Origin of the sequence: Phaeobacter gallaeciensis DSM 26640, assembly GCF_000511385.1 — a bacterium.
GTDB lineage: Bacteria > Pseudomonadota > Alphaproteobacteria > Rhodobacterales > Rhodobacteraceae > Phaeobacter > Phaeobacter gallaeciensis.
In genome coordinates, this window is sequence record NC_023137.1 from 2,285,140 (window position 1) to 2,306,866 (window position 21,727).

General features: G+C 58.5%; 40 protein-coding genes and 1 tRNA gene. 18 read left to right on the forward strand and 23 right to left on the reverse strand.

All coding sequences use genetic code 11. The features are described 5' to 3' along the window. Positions 1 to 3: 3 nt before the first annotated feature. From GAL_RS11025 to GAL_RS22225, 20 genes are all read right to left on the reverse strand, one after another. Positions 4 to 402, reverse strand: coding sequence for a hypothetical protein (locus GAL_RS11025; protein WP_145957931.1), 399 nt, complete (start codon positions 400 to 402; stop codon positions 4 to 6). Next, the gene (locus tag GAL_RS11030) at positions 399 to 542 is read right to left on the reverse strand and encodes a hypothetical protein (protein WP_024097660.1); all 144 of its coding nucleotides are present in this window, start codon (positions 540 to 542) and stop codon (positions 399 to 401) included. The genes GAL_RS11025 and GAL_RS11030 overlap by 4 nt, the downstream gene beginning before the upstream one ends. Before the next feature lie 56 nt (positions 543 to 598). After that, positions 599 to 1,840 carry a P22 phage major capsid protein family protein gene (locus GAL_RS11035; RefSeq protein ID WP_024097661.1) on the reverse strand — a complete coding sequence of 414 codons (1,242 nt, stop codon included), beginning with the start codon at positions 1,838 to 1,840 and terminating at the stop codon, positions 599 to 601. A 12-nt stretch (positions 1,841 to 1,852) separates the two neighbouring features. Continuing rightward, positions 1,853 to 2,695 (reverse strand): AAA family ATPase, encoded by an 843-nt coding sequence (locus GAL_RS11040; RefSeq protein ID WP_024097662.1) that lies wholly within the window; start codon positions 2,693 to 2,695, stop codon positions 1,853 to 1,855. Between the two features lie 13 nt (positions 2,696 to 2,708). Then, positions 2,709 to 4,700, reverse strand: a complete 1,992-nt coding sequence (locus tag GAL_RS11045) for a portal protein (RefSeq protein ID WP_024097663.1) — start codon at positions 4,698 to 4,700, stop codon at positions 2,709 to 2,711. Beyond that, complete coding sequence (locus tag GAL_RS11050) at positions 4,697 to 6,034, reverse strand: phage terminase large subunit (protein ID WP_024097664.1); 1,338 nt, start codon at positions 6,032 to 6,034, stop codon at positions 4,697 to 4,699. Before GAL_RS11050 ends, GAL_RS11045 begins: the two co-directional genes overlap by 4 nt. Beyond that, positions 6,015 to 6,317 carry a hypothetical protein gene (locus tag GAL_RS11055; protein WP_024097665.1) on the reverse strand — a complete coding sequence of 101 codons (303 nt, stop codon included), beginning with the start codon at positions 6,315 to 6,317 and terminating at the stop codon, positions 6,015 to 6,017. Before GAL_RS11055 ends, GAL_RS11050 begins: the two co-directional genes overlap by 20 nt. A gap of 627 nt (positions 6,318 to 6,944) precedes the next feature. Further along, positions 6,945 to 7,535, reverse strand: a complete 591-nt coding sequence (nusG, locus tag GAL_RS11060; RefSeq protein WP_024097666.1) for a transcription termination/antitermination protein NusG — start codon at positions 7,533 to 7,535, stop codon at positions 6,945 to 6,947. A 268-nt stretch (positions 7,536 to 7,803) separates the two neighbouring features. Further along, the gene (locus GAL_RS11065) at positions 7,804 to 8,190 is read right to left on the reverse strand and encodes a hypothetical protein (protein ID WP_040104067.1); all 387 of its coding nucleotides are present in this window, start codon (positions 8,188 to 8,190) and stop codon (positions 7,804 to 7,806) included. An 11-nt stretch (positions 8,191 to 8,201) separates the two neighbouring features. Continuing rightward, entirely contained in the window at positions 8,202 to 8,624 is a 423-nt protein-coding gene (locus GAL_RS11070) for an HNH endonuclease signature motif containing protein (protein WP_040104068.1), read from the reverse strand. After that, positions 8,624 to 9,094, reverse strand: a complete 471-nt coding sequence (gene ssb, locus GAL_RS11075; protein ID WP_024097670.1) for a single-stranded DNA-binding protein — start codon at positions 9,092 to 9,094, stop codon at positions 8,624 to 8,626. The genes GAL_RS11070 and ssb overlap by 1 nt, the downstream gene beginning before the upstream one ends. Further along, positions 9,094 to 9,462 (reverse strand): helix-turn-helix domain-containing protein, encoded by a 369-nt coding sequence (locus tag GAL_RS11080; protein ID WP_024097671.1) that lies wholly within the window; start codon positions 9,460 to 9,462, stop codon positions 9,094 to 9,096. The genes ssb and GAL_RS11080 overlap by 1 nt, the downstream gene beginning before the upstream one ends. After that, entirely contained in the window at positions 9,459 to 9,827 is a 369-nt protein-coding gene (locus tag GAL_RS11085) for a hypothetical protein (protein ID WP_024097672.1), read from the reverse strand. The genes GAL_RS11080 and GAL_RS11085 overlap by 4 nt, the downstream gene beginning before the upstream one ends. Then, positions 9,814 to 10,524, reverse strand: coding sequence for a hypothetical protein (locus GAL_RS11090; RefSeq protein ID WP_043939784.1), 711 nt, complete (start codon positions 10,522 to 10,524; stop codon positions 9,814 to 9,816). The genes GAL_RS11085 and GAL_RS11090 overlap by 14 nt, the downstream gene beginning before the upstream one ends. 83 nt (positions 10,525 to 10,607) lie before the next feature. Beyond that, entirely contained in the window at positions 10,608 to 11,141 is a 534-nt protein-coding gene (locus tag GAL_RS22220) for a GIY-YIG nuclease family protein (RefSeq protein WP_024097674.1), read from the reverse strand. Then, on the reverse strand, positions 11,138 to 11,446 hold the full coding sequence (locus GAL_RS11100; RefSeq protein WP_024097675.1) for a VRR-NUC domain protein: 309 nt from the start codon (positions 11,444 to 11,446) through the stop codon (positions 11,138 to 11,140). Before GAL_RS11100 ends, GAL_RS22220 begins: the two co-directional genes overlap by 4 nt. Beyond that, positions 11,446 to 11,748, reverse strand: coding sequence for a hypothetical protein (locus GAL_RS11105; RefSeq protein ID WP_024097676.1), 303 nt, complete (start codon positions 11,746 to 11,748; stop codon positions 11,446 to 11,448). Before GAL_RS11105 ends, GAL_RS11100 begins: the two co-directional genes overlap by 1 nt. Positions 11,749 to 11,790: 42 nt before the next feature. Further along, positions 11,791 to 11,973: a hypothetical protein gene (locus tag GAL_RS11110; protein WP_024097677.1), complete on the reverse strand. Its 183-nt coding sequence runs from the start codon at positions 11,971 to 11,973 to the stop codon at positions 11,791 to 11,793. 118 nt (positions 11,974 to 12,091) lie between these two features. Beyond that, positions 12,092 to 12,415 (reverse strand): hypothetical protein, encoded by a 324-nt coding sequence (locus tag GAL_RS11115; RefSeq protein WP_145957930.1) that lies wholly within the window; start codon positions 12,413 to 12,415, stop codon positions 12,092 to 12,094. Between the two features lie 33 nt (positions 12,416 to 12,448). Beyond that, on the reverse strand, positions 12,449 to 12,664 hold the full coding sequence (locus GAL_RS22225; RefSeq protein WP_102892808.1) for a hypothetical protein: 216 nt from the start codon (positions 12,662 to 12,664) through the stop codon (positions 12,449 to 12,451). 77 nt (positions 12,665 to 12,741) lie between these two features. Between GAL_RS22225 and GAL_RS11125 the strand changes: the two genes are divergently transcribed. From GAL_RS11125 to GAL_RS11210, 18 genes are all read left to right on the forward strand, one after another. Further along, positions 12,742 to 13,377 (forward strand): XRE family transcriptional regulator, encoded by a 636-nt coding sequence (locus tag GAL_RS11125; protein ID WP_024097681.1) that lies wholly within the window; start codon positions 12,742 to 12,744, stop codon positions 13,375 to 13,377. Continuing rightward, a complete protein-coding gene (locus tag GAL_RS11130; protein ID WP_024097682.1) occupies positions 13,374 to 13,634 on the forward strand; it encodes a hypothetical protein in 261 nt (86 codons plus the stop codon). The genes GAL_RS11125 and GAL_RS11130 overlap by 4 nt, the downstream gene beginning before the upstream one ends. Then, positions 13,627 to 13,911: a hypothetical protein gene (locus GAL_RS11135; RefSeq protein ID WP_024097683.1), complete on the forward strand. Its 285-nt coding sequence runs from the start codon at positions 13,627 to 13,629 to the stop codon at positions 13,909 to 13,911. Before GAL_RS11130 ends, GAL_RS11135 begins: the two co-directional genes overlap by 8 nt. A 205-nt stretch (positions 13,912 to 14,116) precedes the next feature. Next, entirely contained in the window at positions 14,117 to 14,461 is a 345-nt protein-coding gene (locus tag GAL_RS11140) for a hypothetical protein (protein WP_024097684.1), read from the forward strand. A gap of 5 nt (positions 14,462 to 14,466) precedes the next feature. Continuing rightward, on the forward strand, positions 14,467 to 14,763 hold the full coding sequence (locus tag GAL_RS11145) for a hypothetical protein (protein WP_024097685.1): 297 nt from the start codon (positions 14,467 to 14,469) through the stop codon (positions 14,761 to 14,763). After that, positions 14,760 to 15,089 (forward strand): hypothetical protein, encoded by a 330-nt coding sequence (locus GAL_RS11150; protein WP_024097686.1) that lies wholly within the window; start codon positions 14,760 to 14,762, stop codon positions 15,087 to 15,089. Before GAL_RS11145 ends, GAL_RS11150 begins: the two co-directional genes overlap by 4 nt. Before the next feature lie 96 nt (positions 15,090 to 15,185). Next, on the forward strand, positions 15,186 to 15,854 hold the full coding sequence (locus GAL_RS21960) for an ERF family protein (RefSeq protein ID WP_024097687.1): 669 nt from the start codon (positions 15,186 to 15,188) through the stop codon (positions 15,852 to 15,854). Then, entirely contained in the window at positions 15,844 to 16,548 is a 705-nt protein-coding gene (locus GAL_RS11160; protein ID WP_024097688.1) for a 3'-5' exonuclease, read from the forward strand. Before GAL_RS21960 ends, GAL_RS11160 begins: the two co-directional genes overlap by 11 nt. Next, the gene (locus tag GAL_RS11165; protein WP_024097689.1) at positions 16,548 to 16,736 is read left to right on the forward strand and encodes a hypothetical protein; all 189 of its coding nucleotides are present in this window, start codon (positions 16,548 to 16,550) and stop codon (positions 16,734 to 16,736) included. Before GAL_RS11160 ends, GAL_RS11165 begins: the two co-directional genes overlap by 1 nt. Next, positions 16,736 to 17,026, forward strand: a complete 291-nt coding sequence (locus tag GAL_RS11170; RefSeq protein WP_024097690.1) for a hypothetical protein — start codon at positions 16,736 to 16,738, stop codon at positions 17,024 to 17,026. Before GAL_RS11165 ends, GAL_RS11170 begins: the two co-directional genes overlap by 1 nt. A 13-nt stretch (positions 17,027 to 17,039) precedes the next feature. Further along, complete coding sequence (locus GAL_RS11175) at positions 17,040 to 17,495, forward strand: hypothetical protein (protein ID WP_024097691.1); 456 nt, start codon at positions 17,040 to 17,042, stop codon at positions 17,493 to 17,495. After that, entirely contained in the window at positions 17,492 to 17,869 is a 378-nt protein-coding gene (locus tag GAL_RS11180; RefSeq protein ID WP_024097692.1) for a DUF1364 domain-containing protein, read from the forward strand. The genes GAL_RS11175 and GAL_RS11180 overlap by 4 nt, the downstream gene beginning before the upstream one ends. A gap of 21 nt (positions 17,870 to 17,890) precedes the next feature. Continuing rightward, entirely contained in the window at positions 17,891 to 18,472 is a 582-nt protein-coding gene (locus tag GAL_RS22500; RefSeq protein ID WP_024097693.1) for a hypothetical protein, read from the forward strand. Further along, positions 18,465 to 18,782 (forward strand): hypothetical protein, encoded by a 318-nt coding sequence (locus tag GAL_RS11190; RefSeq protein ID WP_024097694.1) that lies wholly within the window; start codon positions 18,465 to 18,467, stop codon positions 18,780 to 18,782. The genes GAL_RS22500 and GAL_RS11190 overlap by 8 nt, the downstream gene beginning before the upstream one ends. Then, positions 18,782 to 19,021 (forward strand): DUF551 domain-containing protein, encoded by a 240-nt coding sequence (locus GAL_RS22995; RefSeq protein WP_024097695.1) that lies wholly within the window; start codon positions 18,782 to 18,784, stop codon positions 19,019 to 19,021. Before GAL_RS11190 ends, GAL_RS22995 begins: the two co-directional genes overlap by 1 nt. Then, the gene (locus GAL_RS11195; protein WP_024097696.1) at positions 19,018 to 19,482 is read left to right on the forward strand and encodes a hypothetical protein; all 465 of its coding nucleotides are present in this window, start codon (positions 19,018 to 19,020) and stop codon (positions 19,480 to 19,482) included. The genes GAL_RS22995 and GAL_RS11195 overlap by 4 nt, the downstream gene beginning before the upstream one ends. A 214-nt stretch (positions 19,483 to 19,696) precedes the next feature. Continuing rightward, complete coding sequence (locus GAL_RS11205) at positions 19,697 to 19,999, forward strand: hypothetical protein (RefSeq protein ID WP_024097698.1); 303 nt, start codon at positions 19,697 to 19,699, stop codon at positions 19,997 to 19,999. Beyond that, on the forward strand, positions 19,999 to 20,205 hold the full coding sequence (locus GAL_RS11210; RefSeq protein ID WP_043939785.1) for a hypothetical protein: 207 nt from the start codon (positions 19,999 to 20,001) through the stop codon (positions 20,203 to 20,205). The genes GAL_RS11205 and GAL_RS11210 overlap by 1 nt, the downstream gene beginning before the upstream one ends. A gap of 67 nt (positions 20,206 to 20,272) precedes the next feature. Here the strand turns inward: GAL_RS11210 and GAL_RS11215 are convergent. The 3 genes from GAL_RS11215 to GAL_RS11225 form a co-directional block, all read right to left on the reverse strand. After that, positions 20,273 to 20,358 (reverse strand) — tRNA-Leu (locus tag GAL_RS11215). Between the two features lie 107 nt (positions 20,359 to 20,465). Next, positions 20,466 to 21,098: a tetratricopeptide repeat protein gene (locus tag GAL_RS11220; RefSeq protein ID WP_024097700.1), complete on the reverse strand. Its 633-nt coding sequence runs from the start codon at positions 21,096 to 21,098 to the stop codon at positions 20,466 to 20,468. A gap of 69 nt (positions 21,099 to 21,167) precedes the next feature. Continuing rightward, positions 21,168 to 21,641, reverse strand: a complete 474-nt coding sequence (locus tag GAL_RS11225) for an Lrp/AsnC family transcriptional regulator (protein ID WP_024097701.1) — start codon at positions 21,639 to 21,641, stop codon at positions 21,168 to 21,170. Positions 21,642 to 21,727 lie beyond the last annotated feature (86 nt).

The window sequence follows — 21,727 nt, forward strand, 5'->3', positions numbered from 1 at the left end:
AGATCAGCTGTCCAAGATGCTGCTGGAATTGCGGCGAGCGGCCTTGCTCGGCACCTCAGTCAGGCCGCGCTCAAAGGAAACGGTGTCGATGACCATATATGCCGCCTGGATTGACCGGAAAAAGTCGTCAGCGTCGAACGATGGCGGCACCACAAAATCCGGTGACAGCCGGGTTGCCAGCATGTAGACCACGCCGTCGTGATACTCCGGCCCCAGTGGGAACACATCCGACAGGCCAGCGTCCGTATGCTCGATATCCACGCTACGGAGCTTCCATTCATGGAGCATGCCGTTCAGCGCCTCAATACCAACTGCGGCTTCGTCGCCGGTCGCCTCGTCATCAAGGGCAACCACGCCGATCTTGCGATACGCGCGGTTGATGATTTCCGCCATTGTGGTCACGCTTTTGCGCCCTTGAGATTGGCGGGGCTATCCACCCAACCCTTGGGCAGCTTCCCATCGGGGAAAATCTCGCCAACAGGTTCACCGTCGGGGCCAGCCTTATAACCCCAGGTCGGGCCTTTTTTCGCCTCATCTGTCATGGTTTTCGCCTCATCTGTCATGGGAAAGGCCGAGGCCATAAGCCCCGGCCAGTCTGTTAGCTAGTCAGGCGCGCACCGAGGCGAGCATCAACGGTTTCGGCCTTGTAAAGGATGTCAAAACGGAAGGTCTGGGCCAGAGTGTTACCGTCAACAAATTCCGTGCAGGAGATTGTGACCTTTTCGCCCGACTTGGTCGTGGTTTTGACACCGGAGCCGTTGGGGATGTCCAAAGGCCGCGTGACAAGCGCAATCGCCTTAGGGTTCAGAAGCATGGACTGCTTGTGGACGCCATTGGCAGAGCCGGTCTTGACGGTAATCGCGGCGTTGTCCGCCGGAGCGGCAGAAACGGTCTGATACGCACCGGAAGTCACAAGGGGCGGTGACAGTTGAACTGTCGCATTGCCAGAGCCGTCAGAGTTCACATCGGCTTTCACCACGAAGGTCTGAAGGCGTCCGGTGTCCTCTTTCGAGACCGGGTTGACCGCGTTCACGCCAGCGATAGTGATGATATCGCCCTTCTTGAGAAGACCTGTGCGAGACGCCGCCCATCCATCAGTGACCAGAGGAGACGAAAAGCTCTGTTTCGCAGCTGCATAAGTCACGTTTTGGGACGCACCGTTCACCAGCGGGGTGCCGCCATGGTTGCCAACAGTGTGCGTCGGCGCGTAGACGGTCTGATAGTTGGTAAAACCGCCGTAACGTCCGATGGTTGCCTCTTCAAAGGCGGTCTTGGCCTTGCCTTGGACATAGACACCCTTCAGCCCATCGGCCAGCTCAAGAGACGCGTCCGTGCCGTGGAACGCAACGCGGCCAGAGTTCGAGACCGCGCCATCGGTGAGGATTGCCCCAACTCGGCCCAAATCCTTAAATGTGGACGGGACGGTGCCAGGAGTGCCGGAGAAGTGATAGAAGTCGGAGTATTTCGACGCGATATGCGCTTCCACCCGATCTTTCATCGTGATCATAGCTGGTTTCAGGATATCCTCAGAAAACCGGTTGAAGTCAAAGGTCCGCTCAAGCGCCCCGATCTGGACCGGGACGGTGTGCGTCTTGTCCAGGGTAATCGGGATCGTGGCCTGCTCGATATCTTCGCGGTAGCCTGTGATGTCGATATCATCCGCTTGGCCCTGGTACTGTGTCGGGCGGCGAATGCTGATCGTGTTGCCGACCTTCTCCGCGCCTCCGGGAGCCTGCCCTTGCAAGTCGGTGTGGACAGCGTTGCCCATGACCAGCTCATTCTCAAGGAGCATGATCGCTTCCTTAAGGATCTTGTCGGTAGTGTAGAAGTCGTTTGCCATTTTTCAGGGTCCTTAGTGGGTTCCACCGGCCTCACGCCAAGCGCGGTACTCCGCTGCCGACATTTTTGAGGGGTCTTTGCTGACACCCGCACCGCCTTTCAGGGGCGTAACCGGGTCCGGTGCTGTGGTTGTGGTGCGGGGCTTTGGCGTCTGCGCCTTCACGGTGCGTTCAAGCATCCGCATGGCCCCTGCGAGTTCGGGCGCTGGCATAGCTGCAAGATCAGCCGCCAATTCCTTGTTGCTGCCAAGGTAATAGGCAACGTCAGCGCCATTGTCGGATAGGCCCATGAAATAGGCCATGTCCTGACTGATCGGCACACTGTTGTCGCGGGCCACGGCGTCAAAGTCTGCATAGCGGGTGCGGGCGTCATCGAATTGGGCAGCCAGATTTCCAAAGGCTTCCTCAACTTGCTTTTGATGCAGTGCCTGCGTCTGCTTTGTGCTTTCCTCGGTCTCGCGCTCAAGATCCTTGACTTGACGGTCTTTCAAGCGTTGCTCAGCCTTGTAGGCCGACAATTCCGCAAGATATTCGTCGTGGTCCTGGAAGTCTTCAGCGTTGGGCCGGTTGCTCTCAACACCTCTGACGCGGTCAAGCTCTGCCTGCAATTTGGCGGCTCGGTCCTGCGCGTCTTTGGCCTCCTGCTTCACGCGGTCCATCTGTGCCTTTCGGCGCTGGTTCCGCGTTGTGCGATCACTCTTATCCTCGGGTTCCGGCTCTGCGCCTTCCACCTCGGCGGGCTGACCCTCAGTCTGCCCTTCTGTGTTTCCCGTCGCTTCCGACGCCTGATCTGCCTCAGGGGTCACGGCTTCTGGGGCTGCCTCCGCTTCGGGGGCAACCTGCGCTTCTTCCGTCATCGCTCATTTTTCCTTAGAAAATGGGGGCTGGCCCCTGCTGCTGTTGCGCCGCCATCATCGACAGCGCCCGCGCGACCTCCGCTTGCACAAGCTGGGATACCGCTGCGTTCAGTTGACCGTTCTTGGCGGCCAATTCGAGTTGTTCGTTCATGACTTCAAACTGCGCTTTCTGAGCGTCGGCCTCAGCCTCGGTGGCCTCGGCTCCCGCCTTGCGCATTTCGATCTGCATCGCGGCCTGTTGAGCCTGCGCCTGTTGCGCTTGTTGCTGCATGGCCGCCTGCATTTGCTGCTGTTCTTCTGGCGTCATATCGTCAGGGTCGCGGAACTGGGGCGGCAGACCCTTCTTCAGGCGCTCGGCAAACTGATCAGCGTTCGGCCAATCCATGGCGTCCGCGATAAGATCCCCTGTGACCTGAGCTGCGCCCGGAACAACGCGGATGAACTCCAGCATGCCCTCAGCGGTTTCCTGACGCTTGGTGGCGTAGTTTGGCCCGACATTGACGCGGATGTCATACTTGCCGACCGTCAAATCATTCACCGGCACTGCGACGGCCTGCCCGTCTGGCGAAAGCGCAATCTGCTGGTCGTTGATTGTCGTCATCTTCTCAGCGTCATCCTTGCCGAGAATACGAACGTTGCGCTTGGTGTCGTAGATCTTGGGGATCATATCGACCAGAATACGACCGGCGGTGGCGATGGCCTCTGCCATGTTGTCGGAATAAATCGAGGTCGAAACGTCGCTTTCCATCTGTCGCTGACGAATTGCGACACCTGATTTCTCGTTGCTCGACTGGCCCAAGGCGCTGTCATAGATACCCGTCGTGGCCTTCATATCCTCAGCCGCGCCCATGACCTGCTCAAGCATGGCCTGAGAGCTGATAGGAGGCGTAGCGCGCTGCGGTGCGCCAGGGGCCTTCTCGTCGGGATTGTAAGGGAGGTATGGCCGGTTCCTTGAATTGGCCTCATTCCAGAACTGTTCAAGGCCTGCAATCTGCTTTGCAGTGACCAGATACGGCGCCTTAGGTTGCATCCCGGCGAACTCTGTTTGAGCTGAACGCCAGTAGTTGTACATCTGCTGCGCGTCTTTGGCGTAGCGGATCACGCTGGACCGGTGAACGCGGTCACCGACGTGCCATTCCTCACCAGTGACGGCGACGACAGGAATGAACCGGGACGGCATCTCCTGCGGCCCCTCTAGGACGTCCTGACCGCTTATCTTGGACCACATGACCTTGTGGGTGTTGACCTTGCGGCGCTTAATTGCGGGCATGGGTGCAACGAAGTCCTCGGCATCAACAACTGAACCATCAGCCAAAAGCACGATCTCGCGGCTGACCGGCTCTTTCCAGAAGTACTCAGCGACGACTACCTTGTCGCCTTCCTGCCAGTGCTCAAGGCCGTCTGTGGTGCCATCGACCTCAACATCAGACGCAGACTTGCCGGGGTATGCCTCGTCAAACTCATCGCGCGCGATCTGCTCTGTGATAAACAGGTAACCGGCATCCTCGCGGGTTGGCAGCTCAGCCTTGGGGTCGCAATAGACGCTGAGGGAGTTGCGAATTCCCTTCAGCTTGATCTCTTGCAGAAAGCTTTCGTCGCTCTCGTATTCCGTCAAGATGCGGAACCAACCGATGGAAGACCCGGCCGCCAGTTCTGCCGACCGTTCATAGATGCGGCTGGCGTTGCTGGCATATTCGATTTGCCGGATCAGGCCTTCGTAGATCTCGGCGGTTTCGCTGCTGGCACCCTCATCGGCGGGCATCACATTGATTGCCGGGTTCATCCGGCGGATATCGCCTGTGACTTGGCGCACAAACTGAGGCATGCGGTTCATGGTCAAACAAGGCTTGCCCTCGGCCTCGCGCTCTTTGCGGATATCATCCGGCCACTGTTTGCCAACCAGCTTTTCCAGATCGTCAAGCGCTTCCTCGCGGTTCTCTCGATCTGCTTCAATCGCCTCGGCCATCCGGCTCCGCGCCAGCTTCAAGATCTTGTCGTTTGTCATGTTGCCAAGAACCCTTTGCCGCCTGCGCTGCTGTAGAATTTGGACACATCAGGCGCAGGGGCCGTATGCTCCTCGTAGGCTATCGCCATCAGGCCGAACGCGTCGGCAGCGTGCGAAGACCAGTCGTGTTCGGGTCCAAGGCCGATATTCCGCGCCTCGTCCCGCTTCTCGTGATACCAGCCGAGCGCGTCCAAGCCGGCTTCGGTGGCTTCTGCGTTGAAGTAGCAGTTGGGCAGAAGGCGACGAACGGCCTCGACCCGCTTGCTTGCGGCACCCTTGCCTTGGTTTGGGATCACTAGGGTTTCAAACTCAGCGTCCTGCAGCGCCTTTTCGTAGGAGGCGTCATGCACTTTGTCCTGCGCGCTGCCATCATGCGGCAAGACGCACATGCAGCCGCCATATCCGTTGTCCCGCAACCAGTTGACATGTGTTGCAAGAGGCTGGCCTTGCGCCTCGTAGTAGTTCAGCACCCTGATTTCACGCCCCACGAACTGAACAATCCAGATCGAGGTCGCGTCCGCCTTTGCCCCGGTGCCACCAATGTCCCAATATGCCCGGACACTCAGCAGCGGATCTGCGTTCACCCGGCCAATACGGCGGTCTGCGCGGGCTTGACTGAGAAGGTGCGCGAAATAGGCGCCGCTGAACACGGTCGCATACCCGCCCCCCCAGATGTGGTCGTATTGATCTGGTGTGTCCCTCAGGCAGTCTTGACGCTCAGCCTCAAGGACGCTGGGAAACCACGGGTTGTGCTTCCAGTTCGCCTGAACCACTGCTGCGCCGGTCGGGAGCGCGGCACCGCGCAGGAGCTGGTCTACAGGGTCAATCTTGCGCCGAGGGTTCCAGCCGAACCAGAGTTCCGATTTCAACCCCCGGCCCGGATCTTCCCAACGGATCGTAGGTCGCAGAAGGCTCATCGAGAACGCAGAAAGAGTTTGCGCCTCCTCCACCCATGCGCGGTGAAATCCCTCAAGGGACTTGATGCTGTCCGCTGTGTGGTCTTGCATCCCCTGAAAGATGATCAGGCCGTCTTTGGGGGTTTTGATTACGTCGTTGTAGGCTTTGAAGCCTTGGCTTTCGTCAAGTCCGTGTTCCCGCAGTTTGCTTTCAATCAGGCTCTTGGCCGAATGCTTTAGTGACTTCTGGACCTCGCGGATGCATACCATCCGAAGCCCCTCGCCCATGTCACCAGGCGCCGCGACTGCATCCTCGACTGCCAGGCCGCCAAAGAACTGCGATTTGCCAGAGCCTCGCCCGCCGTGCGCGCCCTTGTATCGGGCTGCCTCCAGAAGCGGGGTAAAGACCTCCGCCGTGTCAATTGTCAGCTTTGACAATGCGGCGCTCAATCAGAGCAACAGGGATCGGATTGTCACCCTCACCCTTCACCTGCAGCGGCAGGAGCTTGGTGTAAATCTGGCTCCAGAAGATCCGCTCGTTGCCGGGATCTTCCTTGGCCCATGAAACAAGGCGCTCCGTGCCGCCGAGCTTTTCCGCTGCGGCCTCGATAGCGTCCTTGACGGCTACCGTTACCTTGTTTGGGGTGCCTTTCTTGCGCCCGCCTGTCTTCTTGCGCCTTCCAGATCCGTCTACTTTAGAAGTCGCGTTATCGCCGCTCATAGGGGCAACCTCCGCTGATATTGTTGATTTATGGGTATCGAAACGCGCCCAAGCGTGTATTCACCACCGGGCGGCATGTTCCATTTGTGATATTATAAGCCCCGCCGCCCCACATTCAGCACCGTAATGAAAGCTCTCGCTTCCCCGCACATGCCGTTTACGCCTTAGCGCATGATGGGTTCTGACCGGTGACGGGGAGCGCCAGTGACAGAAGCGGTGCAGGAGGTTTTGATATCCGACGCGTACCCAAAGGCAGAGGCGCCGGACAGGTCTGGGACGCATTGCGAACCAGGACTAGCAAGTTGAGCGCGGGCCGGGATCGTCTACGGACATAATGCCCGGTCTTTGCCGCCGCGCTCAGAAAGACGAACCTGCTGACTGATTGCGGCCCCGGCCAGCGTCGGATGCAAATAGGCCTTCGGTTCGTCCGCCAGAAAGCGGCTGTGCGGGTCTTTCCCCGCCTGTCAGCCCTGCGCTGGACCTGCGAAAGGGGCGCGACCCCAATATGCTCTGTATTGCAGTAGCACCCAAGGCCGCTGGGGCTTTGGGTTGCGCTCGCACCTACCGTCTCACCGGGTCTGGCGGTCACCGGCTGGGCCGGATACGGAAAATATACCACCCGAAGTGTCACCCGGCAACCCTTTGCACAAGCCCTTGCGTATCTTCACCAGATACACGCCGGTCACCAAATGTCATCTCATACCAAACCCGACCGGCCTCAACTTTTTTCACATCCACAAAGAAGCCCTTGAACGGCCCGCCGATCAGTTTGGCCGGCTCTCCCGCGCACGGCATGAATGCGCGGATGCGCTCTTGCTCTTGCCGCTCCTGTTCAGTCGGCAGGCCCATTGCTTGATCAACGTCGTCTTGCGTCAACCGTACAGGCTTGTCAGCTATCGAGAACACGCCAGACACGATGCGGCGCTGACGCATAACGTCCCAATGGGGTTCGTAACTGAACTTGGCATAGATGATGCGGGCTATCATCGGCGACACGAATTCCCTATCCTGGCCGTTCACCTTGCGGAACTTGGATACCTCCGGGTAAACGACCTGCACCCCCGCGCCATCAAGGACACGCCCTAGCACCTCCTTGGTGTGGGCCTCTTTCTGCGGGGCGGTGATAAGGGCATGCCATACGGGTTCGCAGGGCTTGCCCACGATGCCGCGTGATGACCGGAACGGCCACGGGTCGCCTTCTTTCAGGTTTAGCGTCATTGGCGCGGCCCCATCAGCCGTGAAATCACGCGATTTGGCCAGCAGAAAAACCGGCAGAGAACCACCCAAGCGCGAGACAGCCCCGCATCAGCGACTGCATTAGGTATTTCGGCATATATCCAATAGACCTCAATACCGTCGTCCTCCAAATTACGGCCTAGCCCTAGGTCAACCTTAACGCACCACTCATGGCGATGGCCTCTGACCCTTATCTCTCCATGCGCTGGATAGTAATCAAGCTGGCTGAATTTCATTGGCTTAACTCTCGTCATTGCTTTCCCCCTGCCTGCTTACGGTGCAGCGAAATGCCCGAACTGATGGTCGTCGCGCTCCTGTTCCCAAACACCTGCGCTATGATCCGTTGCGGGACGCTGTGGTCCTCGGTAAGCACTCGCCAGCACTCGCGGCGCAACGATGTAAGGCCGCAGGAAGGGCTCGCACCGCCGCTGCTGGCGCCTGCGAGGAACTCAGACAGATCAACGCCCCGACAAGCGGCAAACTCTTCGGCGACTTCCATAACCTGCTTTTCGTGCTGCCGATCAGAGATGGCCTGTTTCTTCGGCTTGGTGCGCGACCTGACGCGAACCGGCTCCGCTCCGGAGGCTCGCCAACTCCTGTGCATTGCCAAGTTTTCAGCGCGGGCAAGCTCAATCATTCTGTGCATGCTCATAAGTTAGGCCCTCGATAATCGTCATGCCTATGGGTCAAGGTGGCGCCGAGGTCTCGGGTCTCTCTGTACTTCTTGAAGCCCGGCGCATTGAGGTTCTCTTTTTGTGTTCCCCAAGCGAGATTGTCAGGGCGGTTGTTTGCAGGGTTTTCGTCAAGGTGCATTACCACTGACTTTTCAGATGGGCTCGGGCCGTGGAACGCCTCGCATACAAGCCGATGGACTTTGAAAGTCTTGCCCTTGTAGACGGCGATAAATCGGCAATCCTGCTTGTTCCAAACGCCGAAGTGGGGCTGCCCGCCATATTGACGTTTGCCCCCACGCGGCATCCGCGCCGAGTACGGTTTGACCATTATGCGGCCCTCACTTGAAACAAGATATTGGGGTGCGCTCTCCGGGATTTTCCAAACTTCGCCCATCATTAGAAAGGTATCTCCGTATCATCAATGTTGTGCGAAGACCCGCCCTGGCTCCCGTAGCCGGACCCCTGATCCCCGCAGCCGCCGCTATCCCCGCCACCGCCGGAGCTACTGCCGCCCTGAGCGCTGTCCAGCATGGTCAGCGTCCCGCCGATGCCCTGCAATACGACCTCAGTTGAGTACCGGTCCTGGCCGCTCTGGTCCTGCCATTTTCGGGTCTGCAACTGGCCTTCGATGTAGACCTTGGAGCCTTTGCGAAGGTATTGCTCTGCCACGCGAACCAAGCCCTCGGAGAAGATCGAGACAGAATGCCACTCCGTCTTTTCGCGGCGTTCGCCCGTGTTGCGGTCTTTCCACGTCTCAGAAGTTGCCAAACGCAGGTTGCAGACCTTGCCGCCGTTCTGGAAGCTGCGGACTTCGGGGTCACGGCCCAAATTTCCGATCAACTGGACCTTGTTCAAACTGCCTGCCATCAGCTGGCCTCCAATTCTGCTTTGTGTTTCTGGATGCCTGAAAGGATCGTGGTGTGATGCCGCCCAAAGTGCTGGCCGATCTGCTCAAGGCTGTAACCTCGGCCATGAAGCTCGGCCCAGATCTTCCGACGGGGGATCTTGAAGTGATCGAACCGCGAGGGGCCGCGAAGCTCACTCGGCAAGACCTTGTGCGCCATGGCAACGGTCTCCGTGACCTGCTCCATCAGGCTTGATGGGGTTGCGACGGAACCGGGCTTCATCCGGTCGTGCAGCCCAGCGGTGTAGGCGTCCTGACGGATCTTTTCCACCAGTTCTGCGCGCTCTTTGGCGTGGCGCAGCTCCATTTCTATGAGGCTCTCGGTGGTCATTCTGCGGCCCCCTGCGAAGAGGCTCCAAAGCGGCGAGGCTTGAAACCGATATCGCGCATGATCTGATCCGCGTTGGCCGGATCCCCGCGCCGGGCGCTCGGCTCAGGCTCAGGGCGCGGAAGGCTCTGCACCGCCTTGGCACGGGCCTTGATGATCTCTGCGCGGATATGCCCCTCGTTGGGCATCTTGTTCGGGTTGCTGAGAACAGCGGCGCGGCAAGCGGCCTGAACCTCGGTGAGCGGGAAATCTTGCAGGGCGTTCATCCAGTCGACCAGCATCCGGTCGTGCGCTGCTGATCCTCGGTCGCGCTCCCAGCCGAAACGGTCGAACTTCTTGGCGAGAACTTCAAGCTCAACCGCCACCATAGCCCGATGTTTCGCCAAGTCCTGCGAGCCGAGCGATCTGCTCAAGGGCAGGGTCAGGCCGGTTTTCGGGTCGGCGGGAAGCTGGTGCGTTGCGGGGGTGGACATGGTTTTCGCCTTTCAGAACTTCGGTGATGTAAGGGATCGGGTCGTGGGTTCCGGCCTGCTGCGCGGCCTCAATTGCAAAGAGGACGGCGGGCGGCCCGGCCTCCTTGATCCACTTTCCGATCATCCGGCCGGGGTCTTTGACGCCCATCGCCGCAAGGATTGGCTTGCCAACTTTCCAGACGGCTTGCGTGGATGCGGAAACAACAACGATCTCGCCGCTAGGCTCAGTCGGCGGCGCAGCCGCGCGCTCTCCGTCAGGAGAGGTTGTTTTATTGTTTAATTGTTCTTTATTGGGTTGCTGGCGGGTTGCTGGTGGGTTGGCGCTTGGGTTTCCGGGCGTTTCCTTAGCCTGATATTCCTCATAATTACATATGGTTATGATGGTGCGCCTTTGGGTTGCCTTGCCGGTTACGATTTGGGTTATCGCGCCTTCGGCCTCCAGCAGCCCCAAGAACGTGCGGAGCGCCTGCCGTCCCATGCCGGTTTCAGCTTCCATCTGACGCTGAGAAACGCAGAGTTGCCCGCGCTTCACGTCGATCATCTTGCCGCCGACGTTGAACCGGGTATCCTTCCATGCAGCCTTGTGCAGCATCCAGTGCCACGCGCCGACTCGGTGCGCGGATCCAGAGAAAATGGGGTGGTCCCAAATCTTGCGGTAACTACAGATCCAGCCACTCATGACGCACCCACAATGCGAAGGCTCTTTGCCTCTTGCTGGCGTTTCCTGGCAGCCTCTGCCTGCCTCTCTACAGCTGGGAGGATATCGGCACCTTCGACGTGATAGAGAACATCCACGACCTCCGATGGGTGGAAAGCATCTCTCATGACCTCATACACGGATGGCCTGAGGGCGGAGATGTCCACAAAGTAGTCGGTATCGACAATCGTTTGGTCTGGGATGAACTCGCCCACCAGGCACTCGACCTGCCACCTCAGGTCATTATCCAGGTGCTGCATTACCTCTGAAACCTCGACGCGAAAGAACTCACGGGAGGCATTGACGCGCTGATCATGAAACTTCTCATGTGCGCGCAACTCCATCTCAACGCAATTGGGCGAAAAAACCTCGTATGCGACCTGAAATGGTGTAGGCACTCCCGTCTGCCATAGCTCGTTGGCTCGCTGCGCGACGGACCTTTCCGTCCGGCCTATTTTCAGGATCCCGGGCATGCTCGGGTTTCTCAAAACATAGACGTATCCCTTGCTCATGAGATCTCACCTCGATATTCCACGCCAATCACCGCGAGGGCCTCAGCGACAGTCGATGCCACCGCTTTCTGCCCGCGCCATGTGGCGTGCCATTTCTGTTGATCAGGGGTCAGCTTGCGGGCGCTTGGCGGCTTGCTGCCGTCCTTCACCTCGATCAGGAAGCTTTGCCCGCGAAAGCCGACGGCGAGGTCAGGAAAGCCATCACCAGCGGCGTGTGTGGGTGTGACAGTGGCCCCAGCGGCGCGAAGGGCTGCGACGACCTCACCCTGATTGGCGTCCACCTTGGCTGCGTATCGTCTTGCCATCAGTTCTGCCCCCTTGCGCGGCGCATACGGCGAATGCAGCGGTTCATGATCTTGGTGCGCTCCGCGATGGTGTCTGAGAGGATCTTCTGGCGGCGCATGATACGAGGAGCCAGTTTGGCCAGACGCGCCAGCTCCGCCTCATTGGCGTGTTCCATCCATGGGGCGCCAAGGCCGAATAGGTCGTCCAGAGGCGGCCCGCCGTTGTCGCCAATCGCGGCAGCCCATTCAGCGGCCATGCGGTCTTCTGCGGCCTCTTGCGCTTCAACGAGGCGCAGCAGTCGATCAAGTCCATCATCAAGCATGGCTTATTGCCTCTCTGTGTGTAGTGCAGGTCGGTGTACTGCTCAGCGTGAAATCAGCCGCCCCAGCGCCTTTGACAGGCGGTTGCGAATGCTCTTGGTGGAATTGGATTTGACTGCGCGGCACGGGCACTCAGCCAGCGCCACCATCAGTCCATGAGCCTCTGAGCGCGGCAGGCGGATGACGATTTCGTCACCCTCAGCCCTGACGGTTGGCGCGGCACTCATACCCGCCACCCCATGTGTGTGCGGATGCGCTCTGCGCGGGCTTTGAGGGCTTGATACCTGCGATATGCACGGCGGGATCTGGCCTCGTACCAACGGGCCAAGAGGTGCAAGCGGACACTCATTTCGGCCCCTCTATCTGCTGGAAGACGATCTCAGCGCCAGCGATCAGAAGCACTTTGAGAACAATCGGCCCCGGCGCGTCATTGTGGCAGTTCAGCCAGTTGTTGACCGTGCGGGCGTTGACCTCCAATGCCACCGCCGCGCGCTTGCAGAGGTCATGATCCGAGGTGGCCGGGAACGCGACCCAGAGCATATCCGAGAAAAACCGGCGGGCCGTTTTACGGTTGCTTTGCGGTTTTGCAAGATTTTTCCAGCCGTCGCGCATACGTCTGATGCGTGAGGATGAAACGGGTGTAGCCAAGGAGGATCGTGAATGGGTCATGTGAAGTCCCAAATTCTGATTTTACAGGGAGGGTTAGGCGGCGGAGAGCTGCATGGCTTTACGAAGCTCTTGCATCTTCTCGCGAACCTTGGAGCGCGTCCCTTCGCGCGGCTCCATGCCGCTCCGAAGCCCAGACACAAAGCCTGGATCATTCAGTGCTTCTCGACCCAAACGAGAAGGGGCGACCCCAGTTTCGCTCAGGAACTTTTCAACTTCGGATTTGAACTCAGGTAGCATCATGATTGGCATGATGTAGGATTTATCCCTCACTGTAAAGAGGATTTATCCCATTTGCGGCCATCTGCTGCATGTAGGATAGTCCCTACATGGACACTGGACAGATGATCGCAGAACGAATTGAGAACTTGGTGCAAGCAAAGGGCACCAACCCAAGGGCAGTGTCCTTGGCCGCAGGCATGAGCCCGACCGGTGTTCGTGACATTATCATCCGCAAAACGAAGAACCCAACCTTCGCCAACATACTAAAAATTGCTGAAGTATTGGAGGTGGATGTCACGGAGATTATCGGTGGCAAAGCGCCTCAACGTGACACCATCGCCATAGCCGGTAAAGTCGGCGCCGGGGCGCAGGTTCCTGTATTCGACGTCTACGAAAAGGGCGACGGCCCGCAGGTTGAGTGTCCACCCGGCCTATCACCGCACGGCATTGTTGCTGTTGAGGTCGAAGGCGACAGCATGGAGCCGGTATATTCTGCCGGAGACCTGCTGTTTTACACGCGGGATAGCTCGGAGGGTGTCCCCGGAGACGTCATCGGCCACCGCTGCGTTTGTGAGGATGCTGACGGAATGGGCTGGGTAAAACAGGTCAAGGCTGGGGATGAGCCTGGGCTCTTTCATCTTATTTCATTGAACCCTACAGGTGCAAATATGTGGAATGTGCACCTCAAGTGGGCTGCGCGGGTCAGGCTGCATTGGCCGGTGGAGTTTGTGAGGAAAAAATGACTGAAATCAGCACCGAAACTGAGGCCGGAAGTATTAGCGAACTGGTAGCAAGAGTTGAAGCTCTTGAGCTGGAAACTGCATACCTGAAATCAGCTATCGTTATATTAGCAACCGCCGATCTAAACGCCGCAGCGGTTTCTACGGAGCGATCTTCAAGTTCGAACGGAAAAAGTGAATCATACGACAAAATGCTGGAGCTGCATGAGCGGATGTTTGATCTTCTCTCTATAAAGCCAAAGGACAGCGGCGATGAATAGCACAGTTTCCGATCTGGCCGACTATAAGAAAACCTTGAAATCCAGCGGCGGAGGGGGCACTTATGACCCTATGGAAGTACGCGTTGCAAAGCTTGAGGCTGAACTGCACTCCATCGACAGAAGGCTCGATGGGATTGATCGCCGCCTTGACCGCATTGAGGATAAGATCCCCTCTAAGTGGGACATGGCGCAGGTTATTTTCTACGTAGTTGGGGCCCTGATGGCTGCTGCCATCTTTGGCCCGCGACTACTGGGGTTGATATCCGCAGCAACCTAATTGTAGCTCTATTGTAAATCGACAACCCCGCTTCGGCGGGGTTTTTCTTTGCGCGCTATGCAGTGAGTTTTGAGCTGAGGGGTGGCATCACCCTTGTAGCATCTATGGCGATGGGTGAAAATAAATTGTAGGATTTATCCTCTTTATTTATTGACGTAGGATTTTTCCTACATTATGTTGGTTCTCAAGCAACGGGAGAGCCAACATGCAAGACCGCGTATTCAAGACCATCTACCTCGGCGACGATATCGAGTGCATGGCGCAGGTGTTTTTCACCACCGATTACGACGCGCCTGACGCCTCTGTTGGCTGCGCTGGCGGTCATGGTGTTTACGCCTCAATCGCTGATGCAGTTGTTGAGGACGTCCTGCACTCCCGCGATGAGCTGGCCGAGATCTTCGGCAAGGCGGACGTGACCCGCGCAGAGCAGATCATTGAGGCGCAGCTCACCGAAGCACTGAACGACGGCGAGAGCATCATTGACGATGACGGCGCTGAGTTCGACCCGGCGGATTACGCCGCCCCTATCCATCAAATCGCAGCGGAGTGAGCGCTATGACCATTCACCCTATCCACGTCATTCCTAGCGATGACGGCATTTACAAGACGATAGGCGGCGACCTTGACGTGACCGCACCTCTTGGCACTGGCTTTAGCGACATCTCATCGCTTTCAGATGCTGTGCGGAACTGCTTTGAGGATGCGCACCCTGCGCTGCCTGACCTGATCATCAAGCTTTTTGAGACGGAGGCCGCAGCGATGGAGAAAAAGGCGAAGGGCGAGATCACTCAATTCCACAAGGCTCAAGGCCTCCGCTTTGCAGCCAAGACAATCGCGCAGTCAACGCCATGAATAGCGCCTGCAACGTCCACCGGATCGGCAAGACCATCGAAAAGCTGCGCACTGACTACGCTGCAGCCTCCACCCCGGCGGGGCCTCTGCCCCCGGACCACTCACGGGAGCCCCGCCGGGGGCTGGATACTGGCAATCCCGGCTGTGTCGCTGACGCCTGCGAAACGCTCAATAGCGAAGCTGACCAAGAGCGCTTTCGGGAGAGCCTGAGCGACGCCTTTATCTGGGGCGTCTGGTTCCTCGCGTTCCTCTGTGCAGCTGGCGCGTATCTCGCCGCTGGCCCCATTCTTCGCCTCATCGCGTGGATGGCCGGCGCTGCAATCTGATCCTCCCTGAGCCGCGCACCAAGACGCGCGGCCAACTCTCCCCCGGCGCATCCTGTCCCATACTCGCGCCGGGGGTCTTTTCCGAAAGGTGAGACAATGACCAAACATGAAGCGATCCCCGCTCTAGATACCGCAGTAGGGCACAAGTCAATTGCCTCTGCCCTGTCTGCCGCTCAGATGGAAATGGGCAAGGCCCTCAAGCAAGCGAACAATCCGCATTTCCGCAGCAAATACGCCGACCTCGGCAACGTTATGGATGCCTGCCTTCCTGCCTTGAATAAGAACGGCATCGCGGTTGTGCAGCCGACCACTGACGACGACACCGGGCGTTATGTCAAAACCATACTGATCCACGGCGAGACCGGCGAAACACTGGAATGCCGGGTGCCTCTGATCGTCAGCAAGAACGACATGCAGGGATACGGATCTGCCGTCACCTATGCGCGCCGCTATGGCCTGATGGCGATGGCTGGGATTGCCCCGGAGGACGACGACGGGAACGCTGCCGCGAAGGCAGCCCCGCAAGTGCAGACCGTCTCCGCTGGACAATACACCAAGCTACGGGATCTGGCGCAGGCTGCGGGCGTCACCGAGCAGGATATCTGCGCCAAGGTCGGTGCCCCCAGCCTTGAACAGTTCCCCGCCAACCGGTTCGACGCTGTTGCGAAGGGCTTGCAAAGCAAGATTGACGCGGCCAACCCAAGCCCCGCCGAGCAAATCACAGGCGACGAAATCCCGCATAAGGAGCCTCCACATGCCCCTTGATATGTCCATCATACAAGAAGCCTACGCCGCGCAGCGGTTCGTCTATTTCGACATCGAAACCATCCCCTGCCAGGATGAAAGCTACCTGCATGACCTCGAACGTAAAGTGAAGCCTCCTGCCAACTTGAAAAAGCCGGAAAGCATTGAAAAGTGGTTGGCTGAGAATCGCAAGAGCGCCGCTATTGACGCGCTTGCGAAGACCAGCTTCGACGGCGGGCGCGGCCGTGTTTGCACCATCGCATGGGCGAAAAACGACAGCCCTATCAGTGTGCGTCACGCCAAAACCACCGCTGACGAGCGCGATATTCTCGCAGATTTCTTTGCGGACCTCGACCCGTACCACAGCGAAACACTGGTGGGCCACAATATCGCGGGGTTTGATATCGGCTTTCTCCGCAAGCGGGCGGTTTATCTTGGGGTGCGGATGCCTGCTCCGAACAGCTTCCCCCGTGATCCGAAGCCGTGGGACCGGTCAATCGTGGACACCATGACGGCATGGGCTGGAGGAACCGGCTGGATCAGCATGGACGAACTGTGCCAGATCCTCGGCATTCAGGGTAAAGACGGTTTTGACGGCTCTCAGGTTGCCGCAGCATGGGCGGCAGGCGAACACGACAAGATTGCGGAATACTGCCGCGATGACGTCCACCGCACTCGCGAGATCCACAAGCGCTTTTTGCAGGCCGGTTTCTAATGGCCACTCCAAAGCAAATCCGCAAAACCTATGAGCAGGTAGAAGACGAGGCCAGACGGCTGGTGTCATTTCTCTGCGAGGACACGGTCCAAACGTGTCTTGAGGAAACCGCCACGCGCACTGGTGAGAGCCTGGAACAGGTCAAAGAGGTCATGGCCGCTGAGTGGTCGATGGCGGGGAGTGGGTAATGGGGCGATATGAGCTGCCTGTCAACTATGATCGCCTGCACTGGATGGAGCGCCGCGAAGTCCGCGAGCAGTATGCTCAGGAGCAGGGGGGCAAGTGCCAGCATTGCGGCGCCGACTTGGCCGGACAGCCGGCGAAGCGCATCCTGCGCAAGCGGATCAACTGGGGCCTGTTCCCCAAGAATTTCCGGAAATACCCGGTTCACCTTCATCACAGCCACGAAACCGGAATGACCATTGGTGCAGTGCATAATTACTGCAACGCAGTTCTTTGGCAGTACCACGGCGAATAGGGAGGCGGAACAAATGGCAACGCGCGTCTTAAATTCAAAGGAGGGTATTGGGCCGCTCGCGGACTTTCTTGGCGCGCGAGACAAGTTCCCGCTCACCATTACGATCACGAAGGGGGCCGCTCGGCGGGGCAGGCAGAACCGTCTGGCTCAGCGTTGGTTCACGGACGTTTCACGCCAGAAAGAGGACGAAACCCATGAGGAGGTGCGCGCATACTGCAAGCTGCACTTTGGGGTTCCCATCCTGCGGGCGGAGAACGAGGCGTTCCGGCAAAGTTATGACCGCACCATGCGCCCGCTCGATTACGAAACCAAACTTGCTGCGATGAAGAACCTGGACATTCCCGTAACCCGGCTGATGACCGTGAAGCAAATGACCGCCTTTATGGACGAAATGCAGCGGCACTGGTCCGGCTTGGGCTTTCGACTGACGGACCCGGAAGCGCTTAAGTACGAGGAAGAGTTTGCATGACCGACCTCATGGGACGCGGCCCACTCGGCCTGAAAGGCGCCAAGCCTCCGAAGCCACCCCGCAAGCCGATGAAGGCAAGCGGCCCGAAGACGACCAAGCTGCGCACCGCCGCTAAAGGTCAACCCTGCACACTGCGCCTGCCCTGCTGCAACAGCAACCCTGAGACCACCAGCCTTTCCCACATACGCGCATTTGGCTGGGCCGGGACCGCAGAGAAGCCGATGGATTTCCTCGCGGTCTTCGCCTGCTCTGACTGCCACGACGCGCTGGATCGGCGCAGAAACGGCGAACTCTGGGGCTGGGATGATGTGACCCGCGCCCTTGGGGAAACCCTTATCGCACAACACCGCATGGGCAACCTGATCGTTGCTTGAGCGCCTGAACGGAGAACACACATGACTGAATTGAAATACAACAGCACAACCACGCTCAAGCGCATTCGCGAGGGTAGCCCTGGAAGTGGGCGGGCTTGCGAGGAGGGTTACGCCAAGCTGCTCAAGACCCTCGGCAAGACCAAGGCCGATGATGAGCCGGTCACGCTGCTGCAGGTGCTGGACAGCAATGGCTTTGACGACGCACTTTGGGTTCTGTCCTACGCGATGCCTGACGACCGCCTAGCGCGTCATTTCCAAGCGTGGTGCGCTGAGCAGGTTTTGCATTTGTTTGAGGCCGAGTTCCCGAACGACACGCGTGTGCGCGATCAGATCGCCATGCTGCGGAACGACGACGCCACCGAAGCAGAACGGGCCGCCGCACGGGACGCCGCACGGGACGCCGCACGGGCCGCCGCACGGGACGCCGCATGGGCCGCCGCCGGAGCTGCCGCACGGGACGCCGCATGGGCCGCCGCCGGAGCTGCCACACGGGACGCCGCACGGGACGCCGCACGGGCCGCCGCACGGGACGCCGCATGGGCCGCCGCACGGGCCGCCCAAGAAGCACAGCTGCGCAAGATGCTGGAGAACGCACATGACTGATGCAGGCAAAGAGGCGGTGGCAGGTGGCGACCGCTTGACCCAAATTGAACAGCTTATGCTTTGCGTTGAGAGCGATCTTTCTGAACCGTGCCTAGACACGCTCTGGGAAGAGACCAAACGCCTCCTATCCGAAAACGAAACTCTCCGCGCCCAACTGCAGGCAGGAAGAGCGGATTACGGCTGCCCTGACGATGAGACCGCGCTGAATTACATCGAATCCACATACGGGGATGACATGCGTTGCGCAGTGTCGTGCATGTTTGATGCCATCCGCGCCCTCAAGTCCACCAGCACTGAGGGGGAGGGGTGATGGACTGGCAACCGATTGAGACAGCGCCGAAGGATGGGACGGAAATACTAGCCGTGTATGTTCCTAGTGGTAAATTCTCACCAGATTTTTCTATCGTTGAATGGGATGGAAAATCTTGGGTAGGGAAGTGCGACGGATATAGGTCGATTGAGGCGCAGAGCGATTTTCATACAAATTACCATGAGCCGTTTCTGACCCACTGGATGCCCCTACCTGAACCACCAAAGGACCCCCAATGACCGACCTGATTAAAGCAGCGGATGCGCTGGCGGAGTGCCAAGACGCTAAAGATCTACTGGCCGCTTGCAAAGTAGATCTAGAGAAAGCCGTCGTTGGAAGAACCGCTCAGTCGCAGCTGATGACTATTCATAGGGTGCTGGGATATGTTGAAGAAAATTTATCAGTGATCCACCACACCCTCACCACCTACCGCCAAGCCCGTGAAAGCGCGGATGGGGTGAAGGTCAAGCCGTTGGTGTGGTCAGAGGATGAAGAACATGCGATGGGGTACAGAGAGAACTCTCTTACCCTGATCGGACCCTATTGGGTTGAAGATCACGAAAACAGCGGCGAATGGCGAACTTATTTCGATAGCTTCGCAGGTGATGTCTTCATCTCAGGATCAGATAGTGAGGAAGACGCCAAAGCCGCAGCCCAAGCCGACTACGAAGCCCGCATTAAAGCAGCACTGGAGGACTGAGGATGGAAGCACCTGAACTGAAGCCGTGTCCGTTTTGCGGCTGTGTGGATCTTGAGGAATTGGACCGGCACCAAGTATGCATGAGGTGTGGGGCGAAAGGCCCAAGGATGCCACTTTACCCTGATGATAAGGCTTTTACATGGAACACCCGCTCCGCCACCGACGTGGCAGTGAAGCCGTTGACGGTGGACGCGCTGGCTAAGGGGGACACCTGATGGAACTCCCAGACAGAATTTGGGTTTACTGCAACGGCGGAGAACATGGCGACTGGGGCGTAACGGACGATCCAGAAAACGCGAAGTTCGGAGATATTGAGTATATTCAATTCCCGCGATTCTATGAACTGCTGAACGAAATCGAAGTAAACAGGAGCAGGCACTACGAAGATTGCCTTGAACTGTTGAGAAAAGCCGAGAAGAGAAGAAGTGAAGCCCTAAGGATAATGGCTTTCGCGGGCGCACTCATCATAACAGCCGGTATAATCTTTGCGCTAGATATCATGATTGGGGGCACATGATGGCAGATCAGATCATCACCGACGAAGTGAAGTATGTGACCGCAACGCAGGCCATCAACTCCCCGCGCTGGCCTTTTGGCCGCGACAAGTTCTATCGCATGGTGCAACGGGGCAAGATCACGCCCAGCATTCCGTTTGAAGGGTCACGCAAGGTTTACTCTGTGGCCCAGATCGACGGGCTATTTCAGGCCCCCAGCGAACAATAAAGTGGGGGCCAGAGTGGGGGCCAGAACCCCGAAGCTGGAAAATTATCCAGCAATATCAAAGGGTGATTGGTGCGGACGGCGGGACTCGAACCCGCACGGCCATACGGCCAGGAGATTTTAAGTCTCCGGTGTCTACCATTCCACCACGTCCGCACAGCAGGCAAACCTACTGGTACCACAGACCTACCTAGGACGCCGCAGCGGTACAATGGGGTATCTTACGGATTTGATGAATATTCCGAGCGCAGCGGTGCTAGAGCTTACAGTTCAACCTCCGGCGTGGTGGGGTCTGCCCCTTCAGGAGCCAGTGGTCCACCCGGCGCCACCAGGTGCCGCTCCGGCAGCCAGGGGTTCAACGACAGCGCCTGCTCCAGCGCCACACGCGCCTCGCCCAGACGGGACAACCCATATAGCGACAGCGCGCGACCACTCATCGCCGCCACATGGCGCGGCGACAGCGCAAGCGCCCGATCCAGATCCGTCAGGGCCGCCGCGAAATCCCGCCGCAGATAGTGGACAAAGGCGCGCTGGTTGTAGCCCTCGGCATATTCCGGACAATAGGCGACCAGCCGGTCGAAGGCCTCCAACGCGCCGAGAAAATCAAAGGCTGAGCGCCGGGTCATCCCACGGTCCAGCAGGGCCTGCGCCTGCGCATTGGGCGCATCTGCCCAATATTGCCAGAACTGGTTGGAAATCTGCTGCGCCGACGCCTCATCCCGGGCAGCCTGCACACGACCAATCAACTGGTCGACCGCGCCCTGATGATCCGGAGCCGCCGGGCAGCTTGCAATATCGCCGGATGGCGGCGGCAGCCCTGCCCCCTCCGCCTGCGCGAGGGACGCAGCCGTAGCGAAACCAAAACCAAGAATCGGGGCAATCCAGAACTGTCGCATTCCCCAATCTTGGCGCAAAGCCCTTGCAGGACAAATCACGATTTCGCGCGCATCCGCCCGGCAAAGCAATCACGGCAGCAGGGCGCTGTCCTCAATTACCGCCTGCATCGCCACATAGGTGGAGGTCGACGCCACATGCGGCAACGCCGATATCTTCTCGCCCAGCACCGCGCGATAGGCCGACATCGAACGGGTCCGCACCTTCAGCAAATAGTCGAAATGTGAGGCCATTAAATGCGCCTGCTCGATCTCGGGCACCCGCGCAAGGGCCGCGTTGAATTTTGCCAGGGCTGCCTCGCGGGTGTCCGTCAGCTTCACTTCGACGAACGCCACATGATCCAGCCCCAGCCGAATGGGATCGATCAACGCCCGATAACCGGTGATGATCCCCTCAGCCTCCAGTCGCCGCAACCGCGCCTGTGTCGGGGTCTTTGACAAGCCGATGCGCCGCGCAAGATCCGCAATCGACATGCGCCCGTCCTCGCCCAAGGCGACCAGAATCGCCTGATCGAACCGATCCATTCCCGGAAAGTCCATTTGCATCGAAAAACCGTCTCTTTTTGGCCCATTACACTTCATATTCCACATTTTTGGCCGTTTGTCCCACACGATTCACGATATCATGTGTG